A 14,638-nucleotide genomic window follows, 5' to 3' on the forward strand; every position below is an offset into this window, starting at 1 on the left:
CGCGGATCTCCACCTCGGACCGCTCCTCTGCGGACAAGTCCGGCGAGAAGGCCACCAGCGGGCGCGACGCGCCGGCGAGCCCCACAGAGTTGTTCGTAACGCGGATGTTCCGCAGGCGAGGAAGGTCCTCACCCGGGGAAGCCGTACTGAAGATGTCGACGGGAGCCCCCCCATCCCATCAGAAGATTCCCCTCGATCCCGACCGCCGCGCAGGCCATGGCAGACCCCGCCCCGCCGAAACGAACGAGGGAGGCCGTCGGCTTCGAGGTGTGAATGGTGTTGCCGGACAGCAGGGTGTGCCCCGTGCAACCGTCCACAACACCCGGGCTCCCGATCCAGAACCCCGCTGCCCCCGCACCGAGCCAGGTGCAATGATTGGATTGTACGTGCCACCCCGTCAGCAGCACGGCACACCCGCGCATCAAGCCCATCATGTTGTTGCCGACCAACCGACCACCGTGAACGAGGAATCCTCGACCTGCACTCGGACATTCAACGCTCGCAGACCGCCCCGACAGCCTTCGACGGCCGCGTCCCGATACCCCGTCCCGCACCGGTCACCAGCGCGACTCTTCCCGTCAACTCGAACATGGACCTTCTTCTCTCGTAACAGCGGTCGCCATCCGGATATGCCGAGGCTCATGCCAAAGTCATCCAACCGGGTCTTTACCGAGGACGAACTCGCCATCGCAGCCACACGCTCGGTCGATGCACTCGCCGATGCATTAGCCACCGGCGATCGAGCCGGGGCGCTCGGCAAGGTGATGCAGAGCGGCATGCTCGGCGATGCCGGGTTCCGCGAGCGCGCCGAGATGTTGATGCATTTCACACGCGTCCACCTACAGCCGTTCGAACTGCAGGAGGATGACGAAAAACTCACATTCCTCTGCTCTGTCTGCCCGAGCGCAGGCCGCCTTCTGCAGGCCGGGCGCTACGAGGGCGACAGCGCCGACCTTCCAGTGCAAGGACCGCGTCCTCTCACCTACGACCCCCCGGAACTGCCGGCGTACTGCTGCCACGAACCGGTGATGGAGAAAGCCTCGATCCGGGATACGGGCGCCCCGCTGTTCATCGTCGATCCATCCGAGCGGCTCGGCGAAGAGCCGTGCCGCACCTAATCTCTACAAAGATGCGGCCGATATCCCCGAACGCTGCTACACGAGGCTCGGGATGGAGAAGCCGCCCCGCGGCCGCTACGACGAGCCCATGTCCGCCAACTGGGTGACGCTGGAGCGCGACGGACCCGTCGCGATCGTGTCTTTGAACCGTCCGGATCGTCTGAACGCCTATGGATGGGAGCTCGGCGGCGTATTCGCAGAGCGAATCAACGAGGCATCGAGCGACCCTGAGGTCCGAGCCATCGTCGTACGCGGGAACGGCCGGGCCTTCTGCGCGGGCCTCGACCTGAAGAGCAACGTGCAGGATCGCATCGTGGGCCGCTCGCCCGCGGAGCAGGTCCGGAACTACTACGAGCGGTTTCGCATGTCGCACCGCCGCACGCAGGCGATCGAAGACGTTCCCCAGCCGACGATCTTCGCGCTACACGGCTACTGCTTCGGCGCCGGGATGGAAATCTCCCTCCTCGGCGACATCCGCGTCGCCTCCGAAAACGCGGTCTTCTGTGCGCCCGAAGTCAAAATCGGCGTCGCAATCGACGGCGGTCTCGACATGCGCCTTTGCGAAGAGGTCGGCCCCGGGTGGGCGAAGTGGATTACCCTGACGGGCCGGCGGTTCGACGCGCGAAAGGCGCTCGAGATCGGGCTCGTGCAAGAGGTTCATCCCGCGGACGAGCTCCGCGACCGCGCGCTCGAGTTGGCGCACGAGATCGCCGAGAACGCCCCCCTAGCCGTGCAGGGGACGAAGCGCACGATCAACATGTGGAGCAAACGAGGACTCAATGACGCGCTCAAGTTCGAGGCGATGAGCACCTCGACGTGCTTTGTCTCCGAGGACCTGCTCGAAGGCTACGCCGCGGGCGGCGAAAAGCGCAAAGCGCGCTTCGAAGGAAAGTAGGAGAGAATTCATGAGCACTACACACGACTTCACGAACAAGAGCGCGCTGGTCACCGGCGGAGCCACCGGTATCGGCAAGGGCTGCGCCAAGTTCCTGCTCGGGACCGGCGCCCACGTCACAATCGCCGGTCCCGATTCCGCCGCACTCGATGCCGCGATCGCGGAACTCGAGGAGGCAAGAGCCCAAGGGGCTCGCCTCGAGGCCGTGCTGTGCGACGTGACCGACGAAGAGCAGGTCCGGGGCGCCGTCGACGCCGCCGCCGCGGACGGGAACCTCGACATCGTCGTTTCAAACGCGGGCACCGGCTACCCGGCCCCCATCCTCTCGCTCGACGCCGAAGGCTGGCTGCTTCCGTTTCGCGTAAACGTGATGGGCACGGCCTTCTGCATCAAACACGCGGCGCAGGTGATGCGCGGCCACGGCGGCGGCACGATCATCGCCATCTCGACGATTGAGGCGTGTCGAGCCCCGATGTTCATGGCGCCGTACCCGGTATCGAAGGCCGGCGTCGATGCGTTGGTTCGCTGCGCGGCGCGTGAGCTGGCGTCGTTCGGAATCCGCGTGAACGGAGTTCGGCCCGGGTACGTCGACACCGAGTCGGCGCGGGCGGCCTTCAGCGACGAGATGGTCCGGAACTGCCTCGACAGCACGTGGCTCGGGCGCGCCGGGCAACCCCTCGACATCGCCCAGGCGGTCGGATTTCTGGCCTCTGAGCATGCCGGGTGGATCACCGGAGAAATGCTCAACGTCGACGGGGGTTTCGGCGTTCACGACGGCGAAAACTTCGAGTACACCGCACGAATGGTGGTCGGGGACGCGGTCGTCGACGATGCCAAGGGACAACCATGACAAGTAGTTAATTAGGGCTAAAGTATGGGCCCGAGACCGACGAATTAATATAGCAGATGAGGGGACCCGGAGATGGGACTGCCATTTCGTTTACCCCTGCCGGCGCCCAAACCAGCGCCGAACGCACCCACCCCGGATGGCCAACCCAAGCGACCAATCCGGCTCCGGCCCGCGATGGTCGGCACGCGCGCGCGCAACGCACGCATCAAGCCATCCTCGACGGCCTGGGCCAGTGCCTGGAGATCGGTATCCTGCTGCCCACGGCCAAGCAGACCCCGAAGCGAGCCGACTCGTTCCTGAGAGGCTGCGCACGGATCTACGAAGGCACCGCCGCCGTCCGGCGAGCTCTGCAGCGGTACGGTGCGGCGTCTGAGAAGCTGGAGCGTTAACGGGACCAACAGCGCCGGCACGGACACAAGAAGATCATGGCGTTGTTCGACAGAGAGCTCGCGGCTCTGACATCCTCGGCGCGCCGCGAACGCGGGCAAGAGATCTCAGTCCTCACGACTTGGAACCAGTGGGAAGAGCTCCATCGGCACGAGGGATTTTCGGTCCCGCGAACGCGCCGGGTTCTCTCTCGCGAGATGCTCGCCGCGCTCGCTCCCGAGACGAACTAGGAGCCGGCCCCAAGAGGGGTCACGCTCCTAGCCGCGCGAGAGCCCCGCGGCGGTCTTCGGACGTGCGTTCGATCCCGCATTCGGTACGCTGTCGGCCAGAGGAAGCAGATGCCGTCCTACAGCTACGAACGCATGAGCCCCGAGAGCGCGTCCTTTCTTGAACGCGAAACGCCGCGAATCCACGGCCACACCACGTCGATTCTGGTGTTCGAGCCCGGCCCTCTCACGAAGCCGGGCGGCGGTGTCGACTACGTCGCCATCCGCAGCGCCATCGAGGCCCGTCTCCACCAGGCCCCCCGTTTCCGGCAGAAGCTCGCCTGGGTCCCCTTCGAGAATCACCCGGTGTGGGTGGACGACCGCGACTTCCGGCTGAACTATCACCTGCGGCACTCCAGCCTTCCCCGCCCCGGCAGCCTCGAGCAGCTCGAGAACACGATTGCACGCATCAAGGTTCAGCCGCTGAATCGATCGCGCCCGCTGTGGGAATGCTGGGTACTGGAGGGATTGGCCGATGATCGCTTCGCACTGCTCCTGAAGACCCACCTCTCGATGCTCGACGACGCCGCGGGCTCCGACCTGCTGCAGGCAATTCTGTCGCCGAACGTCGAAGAGCCGCTCCCCGAGCCGGTCCCGTATGTGCCGCGGCCGCGCCCGTCGGCGCGAGAACTCGTCATGGACGAGATCATCCAGCAGGTCCGCCTCCCACGACAAGCTCTCGATCGCCTGGTCCACATGGTGAGCGATCTCGATCGCCTGATGTACGAGGTCCGAAGCGGAACCCGCTCGCTCGCGGCCCTGCTCGGCTACTCCCTTCGCCCGCCGGTCGAGACGCCATTCAACGGGCGAATCGGCCCTCATCGCCAATCCGCCCTGTTCGACACCCCGCTCGCGGACGCGCGAGCGATCGCCGGAGCACTCGACGGGACCGTCCACGACGTAATCCTCGCAACCGTTGCCGCGGGCGTGCGAAAGTTCCTCGGCTCGAGGCTCGTGAGCCCCGCCGCGCTCGACCTTCGCGTTTCGACCCCGGTGAGCCTCGATACCGGTGAAGACGCCGCGCCGGAGAAATCCAACGTGGTGGAGTGGGTCGTCGATCTACCTATTTGGGAGAAGAACGAGAAAACCCGTTTTGAAATGATCCGCGACCGCACCCGTACGCTCCGCGAAACCGACGGCGCCCTCCCCGCGCGATCGATCGCCGACGAAAAGACCTGGCTGTCCGCGCGAATCCTCTGCCTCGGGGCTCGAGCTCTCGCGAGCCACACACCGGTCAATCTCACGGTGACGAACGTGCCCGGCCCACAGGGTCCACTGTACTTCCAGGGCGCCCGCCTCCTGGAAACCTACGGCATGGTCCCGTTGCGCAACGGACACGGTCTCGGGATCGCCGTGATGAGCTACGACGGCAAGATCTTCTGGGGCGTGAACGGCGACGTCGATCTGCTGCCCGACCTGCAGCACCTAGCCCGATGCGTCCAGGAGGCGTTCATCGAGCTTCGCGATTCGATCACGAGACTCGCATCGGTCACGCCGCTCTTCGAAGCGACGTCCTAGTGCACCGCACTAGCGCTCAGACCATCTGAGTGTCGCGCAGGGACTGCTCGACGAAAGCGCGCGCGGCGGGGTTTGCGATCGCGAGAACGTGCCCACCGGCGAACCAATGGATCTTCGGCCGGTCCCAGTGGCGCCAGAGAGCGCGCGCGTGGACAGGGCGCGCGACACGGTCCGCCGTACCCGCATAGATGAACCGTCGGTTGCGCGGCGCCAGCGGCGTGAACGACAGCGGCGAGACGACGTGGGAAATCGATCGAACGAGGTCCCAGGGAACGGAGAACTCGTCGGTGTATCGCCGGATGATGTAAGGCTCGTTGTCGCGGGCAAGACTCGAGAAGTCCACGGCGGGGATCCCGGCGATGACGCAATCCAGGTCAGGCTCCATCGCCGACACCATCGACGCGTTGTGGCCACCGAGCGAGATTCCGTAAATGCCGATCTTCGGTGCACCACGCTCGCGGACCCAGCTGATCGTGCGCCGCACGTCCCAGATCGCCTGCGAAAACGTGTGGACGACGTTCAGGTAGTCGGGCTGAAGCAGCTCACCGCCACTCATCGTCGTGCTGCTGCGCGGCCCGTGCAACGGAAGACACGGGAAGATCAGATTCAGCCCGAGCTCGTGGTGCAAACGCCGCACGTCGAATCCGATGAAGTTGACCATCGGCGTGCCCATCGTGAACCCGTGCACGCAGACGAGCCAGGGCCGCGGTTCGCCCTCGTGCTCGAGAACGTACGCGTGCTGTCGTTGGTTGTGCTCCTTGGCGACCCACTCCTCACCGCCGGGCTCGCCGGGGCGGGTCTGGAAGCCACTGTCGAATTCGAGGTGCTGGTAGGGCTGACGGGTGGCGCCGTACCAAGCGGTCTCGTCGCGCAGCGTCCACTCCCGCGGCGCGGCCGGGCGCTGATGGTACCCCAGAGGGCTCTGGAGCCAGCCTCCCTCCGACAGGAAGGCCTGCATCCGGACGACGTCTTCGTTCGCCTTTCGGATCTGCTCGGGCGCCGGGACTCCGATGAGGAGGTTCACGAGGACCCCGAACGTCTGATCCATGACCGACTCGCCGATCAGCCTCATCGACGCTTCGACCGGAGGAACGTCGGTCCACTGGGAAGCACCCGTGTAGGCCGCCCAGGTTTCGGAGACGAAAGAGGCGACCGGCTGACCCGATGCACTGACGAAACGCAGTAGATCCAAACTCGGCTCTCCCTTTTGGCGCCCCGATTTGGAGCACCGCGTCGTTGCTACGCCATATGACGCAGTGCATGCAAGAGATCCGTCGCTGCTTTGTTAGCTCGCATTGGTGCCGAATCCGAAGCTCCAAGCTGCCCGGGACCTGTTCTCTCTCATCAATCGCAACGTGGAGGCTGCCCCAGATGCGGCCGCGATTGCCCAGGAAACCGTAGAGGCGGTGAAAGCCGCCGGCCTCTACGGGGTATCCGCCCCTCGCGAGGTCGGGGGCGAGGAGCTCTCTATCCCCGAGGCGATCGAGGTCTTCGCAGAACTCGCGCGCGCGGATGGATCGGTGGGCTGGTCCGTGATGGCGGGCGCGGTTCTCGTCTCGTACTTCGGCGCCTACTGCGACCAGGACTTCGTCGACCAGATGTTCGGCGCCGGCATGCCCATCGGCGCCGGCCAATTCGCACCCAACGGAACCGGAGTGCCCGACGGCGACGACTTCGTCATCTCGGGCAAGTATCAATTCGGCAGCGGGATCTCGCACGCGAACTGGGTCGGCGCCGGCGTCTTCGTGACGCCGGCCGAGGGCGATCCCGAGCTCCGCTTCATGGTGTTCCCCCGCGAATGCGCAGACGTGCAGGGCAATTGGGACGTCCTCGGCCTGCAGAGCACCTCGAGCTTCGACTACGAGGTAAAGGACGTGCGGGTTCCACGGGGCGCCACCTTCCCGTTCTTCGGCCCGACGCGCCGCCGCGGGGGCAAGACCTACGAGCTCGGCGTGCTCCCGCTCACGGCCGTCGGACACGTAGGGTTCGCGCTCGGCGTCGCGCGCCGCGCGCTCGACGAGCTGATCGACATCGCTCGCACGAAACAGCGGATGGGAGCCACTGCCGCGCTGCGGGACAGCGACCTGTTCCTCGACTCGCTCGGCACCCTCGAGTCACGCTATCGGGCGTGCAGCTCGTGGTCGTACGATGTCTTCGGGAAGATGGAGCACACGGTCCGGGAGACCGGCATACCCAACCCGGTCGAGATGAACCTGGCCCGCCAGGCTACCGTCTTCGTGACCCACGAAGCGGCCGACGTCATCCGACAGGCGTACCTCCTCGCCGGCACGAGCGGGCTGCGCGCCGGGCCGCTCCAGCGGTGCTTCCGCGACATTCACGCCGGCACGCAGCATTTCTTCGCCAGCCCGGCCGCCACGGCCGACATGGCGCGAGACCTCCTCGCCTAGTCGCGCCACGCAACGGACTCCTCGCAACTCCGCGCTCTTGCCTGCGAGACATCGCAGCCGCCAGCCCGAACGCCTTGCCGGGTTCAAGCCTCATTTCGGCATCGCCCGCCGGGTGAGTCCGCGCACGACCACCGCTCTCCCATCGTCGACCGTGTCCGGCCTCCGTGCTAGGTCCAAGCCGGTGAGGGTAACCCGGAATCACCCCTTCGCGTTCCGCGCCGCGTGCTGCTTCGGCGTCCTCGCCGCGCTCGTCAGCGCGTGCTCCGAGCCACCGCAGAAGACCCTGCTCGAGCCCATCTTCCGCCTCGCAACCGAGGCAAGCCTGAGCCCGCCACGCTGCGCGGCCGGGAATGAGTTCCGACCGAGCCTCGGCTGCCCACCGTTCTTCCTCCTCCAGCCTACGGTCGGAAAGGGAAAGAAGAGCGGGCAGCGCTTAAAGCTCGTGAGCAAGACGCCGGCGCACCTCCGCGACAAGGCCATCGTCGCCATGCCCATCACCCGGCTCGGCCGGGGCCAGGCGCAGATCGACCTCGACCCACGAGTCATCGCCAAGACGCGCCCGCAGATCACGCTGAGCTGGCCGTTCGATTCAAAGCGCCTCGCGAAGGCTTCTCCCTGGCGGCTTCGCGTGCAGGTCCTGGAACCGACGGTGCGCGAGTTCCAGAGGAGCCCGGTGACCATTCCCATTGCAGCCGAACTAACCGTCGGCCTAGCCGTTTCCCCCCTCGCCGCCAAACTCGACGTCGGGAGTACCGAGTTCGTGATCGAAGCCCACTTCGAAGACACGGTGAAAGAAGTCTTCCGTGAAAACCTCCCAGCGGACGAAGGCGGGAAGTGGCACAACCGACGCGTGGACCTGAGCGAGCTTGGAGGGCGCGAGGTGCGCTTCCATTTCATCACCCGCGCAAACGCACACCCCGACACTCCCGGGTTGTCCGCTGCATTCCCCCTCTGGGGGGCCCCCGAGGTCCTCGCGGCGCGTCCCCGGAATGAGAGACGCAACGTGCTTCTGATTTCCCTCGACACGGTGCGTGCCGACTCGATCGGCGCAGTCACCCGCGGCGCGCGGCTGACCCCCTGGTTCGATCGACTGTCTGGTGAGGGCGTCGTCTTCCGCAACGCCGTCTCCACCTTCAGCTCGACCTCGGCGGCGCACATGAGTCTCTTCACGGGCACGTACCCCGCGACCCACAAGGTGCGGTACGCCACCCACCACCTGGACGCTTCGATTCGAACTTTGCCCGAAGCCCTCGCGAAGGCCGGATACTCGACCGGTGCCGTGACCGAAAACGCAATGATCCTCGCCGGCTCCGGATTCGCCCGCGGTTTCGACTCCTACCGAGAGAACAAGGACAGCCTGAGACACACGGGCTCGATCGATCGAACCTTCGCAGACGGGGTCGCGTGGCTCGAAGCCCACCGGGGCGAGCGCTTCTTCCTGTTCCTCCACACCTACGAAGCCCACACACCCTACGCACCCAAGCCGGAAGCGCTCGCCGACGTTCCCGAGATCGACGTGGACGGCCTCCGCGAGAACGAGCTGCCCTGGGAACAAACCCGACGTCGCTACGAGGCCGAGATCCACTACATCGACGGCGCTCTGGAACACCTCTTCTCGGAGCTCCGTCGACTGGACGTCCTCGACGACACAATGGTCGTCATCACGTCCGACCACGGTGAAGAGTTCGGGGAACACGGCGGGCTCGGCCACGCGAAGTCCGTCTACGACGAAGTCTTGCGAATCCCTCTCCTCTTCTGGAATGCCGCTGGGACGACCGCCGGCCAAGTCGTCGACGAGCAAGTGTCCCTCATCGACGTGACGCCAACCATCCTGGAGTTCGCGGCAATTTCGCCGCCCCCTCGAATTCCGGGGCGCAGCTTGATCCCGGCGATGAACGGCGACCCACTCCCGGGAAGCGAGGTGCGCTTCGCCGAAGCACCAGTCAGAAACACGCGCCATGTCACGGCGCGCACGAAGAACCACAAGTGGATCTGGCGAAGCAACGAGGAGGGGCTTCTCGTATTCGACCTCACCGCCGATCCCGGCGAGAAGACGCCCCTGCAGAACGAAAACCTCAGCGCGGAGGGTCAGGTCCTCATCGATGCATACCTCGCCCTAGACGACCTACCGCAAGACGACGAAGAGCCCGCACCGGCGCGGGTCCTCGACGAGCCGACTCGCCAGAAACTCGAAGCGCTCGGGTACGTGGAGTGACCGCCCTGACGACCGCCCCCAAGGAAACCGATCTCCTCACGACGAGGGACATGGCTCGATTCGTCGCGCGCGGTTTTCTGCGCTTCGACGCGCTCATCCCTGCGGTGCTGAACGAGCGCGTGATCGACGAACTCGACGCCCTCACGCGCGACCGATGGGTACCCGGCGCGCCGACGAAGCCACCCGCGACCGGCACCCCGCTCTCGCAGTGCTACCCGCCCCCTTCGGTCATCGGAGAGATCCTACGCCTCCCCCGCATCCGCGGGATCATCCAGTCCCTCGTAGGCCGGGAGCCGGTGTTCGACCACGACTTCGTCCACCTCCGAGAGCCCCGCGACCTGTGGGAGCAACATCTGCACGCCGACGCCATCCTGGACCCCACGAGCTTCGCCTTCGACGTTCAGCTCTTCTATTTTCCGCAGGAACTCGGCCCGGGCGAAGGCGGGACCCGCTTCGTGCCCGGAACCCACCTCCGGCGGGTGAACGAGCTGCAGGTCGGGCGCTACCAACATCTGCTGGGAGAGAAGCACGTCAGCTGTCCCGCCGGGACGATCGTCGTGTTTCATCAAGGCCTGTGGCACGCGGGGCAGCCGAACGCCTCGGATCGACGGCGGTGGATGTACAAGATTCGCCTCAACGCGACCGAGCCGCAACGACGGCTCTGGAACACGGACGATCTCAAAGCCCTTCAAAACGGACCGGACGATCACATCTTCGCCCGCTTCGCCGACGACTCGGTTGCGAAACAACTTCGCCATGTCGAGCCCTGGTGCGACAACGCCGACTACCGACTCGAGCAAGTCCAACGCACACAGCTCTGGCGCTACCTGACCGGCGACGAAACCTTCGACGTCGACTACTACCTGACGCGCATCGACCGACACCGGCGCCTGGAACAGGGCTCGTGAGCGCGGTTCGCCAGCAGGTTCTGTATCTCTGGCTGGACACGTCGTCGCTCGACGGGCGCGCCCTCGGCTGGGCATTTCACGACGGCACCCGAGGCCAGGGCCCTGCACTCCCCTCCGAGGAGCCTCCCTACGCGAGCGGCGTCGCCGCGATGGAGGACGGGTGGTGCCTAATGCAATCCTCGCAGCTCATTCCACCCTACCCGGGCGTCGAGCACACGACCTCGTTTCTACAGCACGAGTTCGTGTTCGAGCGACGGATCGATATCGACTGACGGCGCCGAGGGGAAGCCCCTCGGCGCCAGGTCGAGTCAGACGTAGGTGCTACCCTTCATGCCGGTGTCGACATCCTGGCGGATCTTCACGTTCACCAGAGCCGGCTTCCCGGAGGCGAAGGCACGCTCGAGGGCCGGGCGGATCTGATCCGGCTCCTCGACGTACTCACCGTGACCACCCATCGCTTCGACGATCTTGTCGTAGCGGGTGTAGTTGAGCAGCGTAGCGACCTTCCGCTCGCTGCCGAACAAGGCCACCTGCGGGCGGAGCATCTGCCCCCACGCCGCGTCGTTGCCGACGATTCCGACGATCGGCAGGTTGTGCCGCACCGCGGTGTCGTACTCCATCCCGTTGAAGCCGAAGGAGCCGTCGCCGTAGATGATCAGGACCTTCTTGCCGGGGTTCGCGAGCTGCGCCGAGAGAGCGAACGGCATCCCGACACCCAGCGTTCCGAGAGGACCCGGATCCATCCAGGCGCCTTCACGCATCACGGGAACAACCTTCGATGCCTGCGCGACGATGTCGCCACCGTCGCCGATCAGGATCGTGTCGCTGTCGACGAAGTCTCGGATCTCCTTGCACAGGCGGAGGGGATCGATCGGAACCTCTTTCGAGTTGAGCTGTGACTCGAACGCCGCGGAGAGAGCGGTCTCGTTCTCGCGAAGCGAGTCTCTCCAACCGGTGAACTTCAGGCCGGGCGACTTCTCGGCGACCTTCTCGCGAAGCATCTGGAGTGAGACACCCAGATCACCGACCAACGCCGCGTCGGCCGACCGGTTGTGCCCGACCAAGGTACCGTCAACTTCGAACTGTACGATCTTCGCGTCGGCCGGAATGGTCTGGCCGAACCGAAGCCGGAAATCGAAAACGGAGCCGGCCAGGAGGAAGACGTCGCACCGGGTCATCGCGTCTTTGCGGACCTGCGAGAACAGGTTGGGCGAATCGTACGGGATCTGCCCGCGCCCCATTCCGTTAACGAAGGACGGCATGTCGACGTGGTTGATGAACTCGTTGAGATCCTTCGCGGCCTGGCACCACTTGATGCTCGTACCTGCGAGCAGAACCGGCTGCTTTGCAGCGGCGATGATGCCTGCGGCCTTCTCGACGTCCGTCGCCGGGGGAGCGACCTTCGGACGCTCCGTGCTGATCTTCGGCATCTCGACCTCGCCTTCGGCCATGCCGCTGAAGACGTCCATCGGGATCTCGAGGAACGCGGGGCCGGGCATCCCGGACGTCGCATGGCGAATCGCGATCGAAATGTACTCGGGGATGCGCTTCGTGTCGTAGCAAGCATCCGCCCATTTCGTGATCGGCTTCATGAGGGAGACGTGATCCATCTCCTGCAGCGAGCCGCGGCGAAGGTTCGCGAAGGGCCCCTGCCCACCGATCACGAGGATCGGGCTGTTCGCCCGCCATGCGTTGGCCACCCCGGTGACACCGTCGGTCACGCCCGGCCCGGCCGTGAGAACCGCAACCCCGATCTTGCCCGGATTCACCCGACTCCACGCATCTGCGGCATGGACGGCCGCCTGCTCATGGCGCACGTCGATAACCTTGATTCCTTCGTCGAGGCAGCCGTCGTAGATGGCCATGACATGGCCTCCACTCAGCGTGAAGATGACCTCTACTCCTGCCTCTTTCAGCGCGCGCGCGGCGAGCTTTCCACCGTGAGTCGTCATGAATTCGTCACTCCTTTACGGGTGCGGGTAGCAAGCGATCTTCGGCGGGGGAAGACGCCCACCCGGCGGGCGGGATTCGCCCCTTGACGGCAACCGGTTCGAGGTCCGGTGATGGCGCCGAGTCTGAATCATGCCGAGTCCCAACTTCATTCTCGACTGCGTGGCCTGCGCCGTGTTGCTCGTGTTCGACGGCTACATGACCCGCCGGGGCCGAGCGAACGCGCGCATCCAACCGCGGCGCTAGCCACCCGGTCGCTCCCCGGCGGCCGAACCGCATGGCAGGCCCTGCGGCCACCGGCCCGGAACCCGGGCAAGCATCGGCCCGCCCGGCCCCTGCTGCAAAATCGCTCTGGATTTGGGAAAGCTGTTGGCTCTAAACTTCACTACGGAATCCACCTGGAGAGGGGACTACGAGGATGCGTTCAACCTTGATTTACCGGCTCGGCGCCATGACAGCCGCCTATTCGTTCTTGCTCATCACACCCACAGTGACCCGCGCGCAGGACATCACCTACACGACCTTCGCCACGGGCCTCTCGCAGATCACCGACATCGCCCACGCCGGAGACAGCCGACTGTTCGTCACGCAGCAGTCCGGGCAGATTCGAATCGTGCAGAGCAACGGGTCGGTCAACGGAATTTTGTTCCTCGATCTGAGCGCCCTCGTGTCGAGCGGCTTCGAGCGAGGACTGCTCGGCCTAGCCTTCCATCCGAACTACGCCGTGAACGGCTACTTCTACGTCAACTACACCAACCTCGGAGGCAACACCGTCGTGGCGCGCTACACGGTCTCCGTCGACCCCGACATTGCGGACGCGGGAAGCGCCTCCACGACCCTGACGCAGAATCAGACGTTCTCGAACCACAATGGCGGCGATCTGAACTTCGGGCCGACTGACGGTTACCTCTACATCGGATTCGGTGACGGCGGCTCCGGCTGCGATCCGAACGACGACGCACAGGACCCGACCACATTCCTCGGCAAGATGCTGCGCATCGACGTCGACGGTGGCAGCCCGTACGCCATCCCGCCGAGCAACCCCTTCGTCGGCGTCGGTGGCGTGCTCGACGAGATCTGGGCCCAGGGCCTCCGCAACCCGTGGCGCTTCGCCTTCGACCGGCAGGCCCCCCACGACATGTGGATCGGTGATGTCGGCCAGAACGCGCGCGAAGAGATCGACGTTCAGCCTGGCGGGAGCTCCGGCGGCGAGAACTACGGCTGGGATTGCATGGAGGGCTTCCAGAACTCCTCGATTTCCAGCTGCACGACCACCGCCACATGCCCCGCCACGAACGACACCGACCCCGTCCACGACTACGATCGCAGCGGCGGCCGCTGCTCCGTCACGGGCGGCTACATCTACCGAGGAAGCGCCCACCCCGGATTCGTCGGAGAGTACTTCTTCGCCGACTGGTGCACCGGCGACATGTACAGCCTGCGCGACAACGGCGGCGGCTACACGCATACGACCTATACGACCAACGTCCCCGGAAACCCGCGGACATTCGGCGAAGACCAGGACGGCGAGCTCTACCTCGCAAACGGCAACACGATCTTCCGGCTCGACGACCCCACACCTCCGGTCACCGGGTGCCCGACGTCGCCAGACCCGACGTGTAACCTCCCTGGGAAGTCGGTGCTCTCGATTCGCGATACACCGCCGTCCGGCACCAGCATCAAAGACAAGGTCGTCTGGAAATCCGTGCGCGGACCCGCGGAAGCGCAAGCCGGGTTCGGCACGCCGACGGGCAACACCAACTACCTCTGGTGCCTCTACGCCGGTCCGTCCTCGAGTCTCATCGCGGAAGCCGGCGTCGCGGGTGGGGCCGGCTGGCAGACGACCGGATCGACCGGGTACAAGTTCGGCGATTCGTCGGGTGCACAGGACGGCGCGACCCGCATCCTCCTTCGCGGCGACGCGGCGCTGCCTCGCACGCGGGTGCAGTGGAAGGGCAAAGGCAACAACCTTCAACTCCCAAGCCTGCCTCTTTCACAAACGGACGACGTCTCCGTTCGTGTGCACAACTCGGCGAACGCCAACTGCTGGGGCGCCAACTTCGCTCCGAGCACCACCGTCCGGAACGATGCGAAGGTCTTCAAGGCAAAGACGCCCTGACCCT

General features: G+C 65.4%; 14 protein-coding genes. 11 read left to right on the forward strand and 3 right to left on the reverse strand.

Annotated elements, in window-relative coordinates:
- Positions 1–128 precede the first annotated feature (128 nt).
- Complete coding sequence (locus P8R42_23265) at positions 129–449, reverse strand: hypothetical protein (protein MDG2307517.1); 321 nt, start codon at positions 447–449, stop codon at positions 129–131.
- A gap of 192 nt (positions 450–641) precedes the next feature.
- Between P8R42_23265 and P8R42_23270 the strand changes: the two genes are divergently transcribed.
- The 6 genes from P8R42_23270 (at position 642) to P8R42_23295 (ending at position 5,034) form a co-directional block, all read left to right on the forward strand.
- Entirely contained in the window at positions 642–1,118 is a 477-nt protein-coding gene (locus tag P8R42_23270) for a hypothetical protein (GenBank protein MDG2307518.1), read from the forward strand.
- 52 nt (positions 1,119–1,170) lie between these two features.
- Positions 1,171–2,013 carry an enoyl-CoA hydratase/isomerase family protein gene (locus P8R42_23275; protein MDG2307519.1) on the forward strand — a complete coding sequence of 281 codons (843 nt, stop codon included), beginning with the start codon at positions 1,171–1,173 and terminating at the stop codon, positions 2,011–2,013.
- Positions 2,014–2,023: 10 nt separating this feature from the next.
- Positions 2,024–2,863, forward strand: a complete 840-nt coding sequence (locus P8R42_23280; protein ID MDG2307520.1) for an SDR family NAD(P)-dependent oxidoreductase — start codon at positions 2,024–2,026, stop codon at positions 2,861–2,863.
- 56 nt (positions 2,864–2,919) lie between these two features.
- Positions 2,920–3,252: a hypothetical protein gene (locus tag P8R42_23285; GenBank protein ID MDG2307521.1), complete on the forward strand. Its 333-nt coding sequence runs from the start codon at positions 2,920–2,922 to the stop codon at positions 3,250–3,252.
- Between the two features lie 36 nt (positions 3,253–3,288).
- A complete protein-coding gene (locus tag P8R42_23290; protein MDG2307522.1) occupies positions 3,289–3,480 on the forward strand; it encodes a hypothetical protein in 192 nt (63 codons plus the stop codon).
- A 108-nt stretch (positions 3,481–3,588) separates the two neighbouring features.
- Positions 3,589–5,034: a wax ester/triacylglycerol synthase family O-acyltransferase gene (locus tag P8R42_23295; protein MDG2307523.1), complete on the forward strand. Its 1,446-nt coding sequence runs from the start codon at positions 3,589–3,591 to the stop codon at positions 5,032–5,034.
- 16 nt (positions 5,035–5,050) lie between these two features.
- On the opposite strand, the gene P8R42_23300 is transcribed toward P8R42_23295, so the two are convergent.
- Complete coding sequence (locus P8R42_23300; GenBank protein ID MDG2307524.1) at positions 5,051–6,226, reverse strand: alpha/beta hydrolase family protein; 1,176 nt, start codon at positions 6,224–6,226, stop codon at positions 5,051–5,053.
- A 106-nt stretch (positions 6,227–6,332) separates the two neighbouring features.
- Between P8R42_23300 and P8R42_23305 the strand changes: the two genes are divergently transcribed.
- From P8R42_23305 to P8R42_23320, 4 genes are all read left to right on the forward strand, one after another.
- Positions 6,333–7,442, forward strand: a complete 1,110-nt coding sequence (locus tag P8R42_23305; protein MDG2307525.1) for an acyl-CoA dehydrogenase family protein — start codon at positions 6,333–6,335, stop codon at positions 7,440–7,442.
- A gap of 181 nt (positions 7,443–7,623) precedes the next feature.
- Complete coding sequence (locus tag P8R42_23310) at positions 7,624–9,657, forward strand: sulfatase (protein ID MDG2307526.1); 2,034 nt, start codon at positions 7,624–7,626, stop codon at positions 9,655–9,657.
- Positions 9,654–10,565: a phytanoyl-CoA dioxygenase family protein gene (locus P8R42_23315; protein MDG2307527.1), complete on the forward strand. Its 912-nt coding sequence runs from the start codon at positions 9,654–9,656 to the stop codon at positions 10,563–10,565. Before P8R42_23310 ends, P8R42_23315 begins: the two co-directional genes overlap by 4 nt.
- Positions 10,562–10,837: a hypothetical protein gene (locus P8R42_23320; protein ID MDG2307528.1), complete on the forward strand. Its 276-nt coding sequence runs from the start codon at positions 10,562–10,564 to the stop codon at positions 10,835–10,837. Before P8R42_23315 ends, P8R42_23320 begins: the two co-directional genes overlap by 4 nt.
- Before the next feature lie 36 nt (positions 10,838–10,873).
- On the opposite strand, the gene P8R42_23325 is transcribed toward P8R42_23320, so the two are convergent.
- Positions 10,874–12,517: a thiamine pyrophosphate-binding protein gene (locus tag P8R42_23325; GenBank protein ID MDG2307529.1), complete on the reverse strand. Its 1,644-nt coding sequence runs from the start codon at positions 12,515–12,517 to the stop codon at positions 10,874–10,876.
- 416 nt (positions 12,518–12,933) lie between these two features.
- Between P8R42_23325 and P8R42_23330 the strand changes: the two genes are divergently transcribed.
- A complete protein-coding gene (locus tag P8R42_23330) occupies positions 12,934–14,634 on the forward strand; it encodes a PQQ-dependent sugar dehydrogenase (protein ID MDG2307530.1) in 1,701 nt (566 codons plus the stop codon).
- Positions 14,635–14,638 lie beyond the last annotated feature (4 nt).

It is taken from the genome of Candidatus Binatia bacterium (assembly GCA_029243485.1).
Taxonomy (GTDB): domain Bacteria; phylum Desulfobacterota; class Binatia; order UBA12015; family UBA12015; genus VGTG01.

Excerpts from the sequence above, each read along its gene's own strand:
- P8R42_23270 (MDG2307518.1), top strand. The coding sequence starts at position 642 with ATGCCAAAGTCATCCAACCGGGTCTTTACCGAGGACGAACTCGCCATC.
- P8R42_23275 (MDG2307519.1), top strand. The coding sequence starts at position 1,171 with ATGGAGAAGCCGCCCCGCGGCCGCTACGACGAGCCCATGTCCGCCAAC.
- P8R42_23280 (MDG2307520.1), top strand. The coding sequence starts at position 2,024 with ATGAGCACTACACACGACTTCACGAACAAGAGCGCGCTGGTCACCGGC.
- P8R42_23285 (MDG2307521.1), top strand. The coding sequence starts at position 2,920 with ATGAGGGGACCCGGAGATGGGACTGCCATTTCGTTTACCCCTGCCGGC.
- P8R42_23290 (MDG2307522.1), top strand. The coding sequence starts at position 3,289 with ATGGCGTTGTTCGACAGAGAGCTCGCGGCTCTGACATCCTCGGCGCGC.
- P8R42_23295 (MDG2307523.1), top strand. The coding sequence starts at position 3,589 with ATGCCGTCCTACAGCTACGAACGCATGAGCCCCGAGAGCGCGTCCTTT.
- P8R42_23325 (MDG2307529.1), bottom strand. The coding sequence starts at position 12,517 with ATGACGACTCACGGTGGAAAGCTCGCCGCGCGCGCGCTGAAAGAGGCA.
- P8R42_23330 (MDG2307530.1), top strand. The coding sequence starts at position 12,934 with ATGCGTTCAACCTTGATTTACCGGCTCGGCGCCATGACAGCCGCCTAT.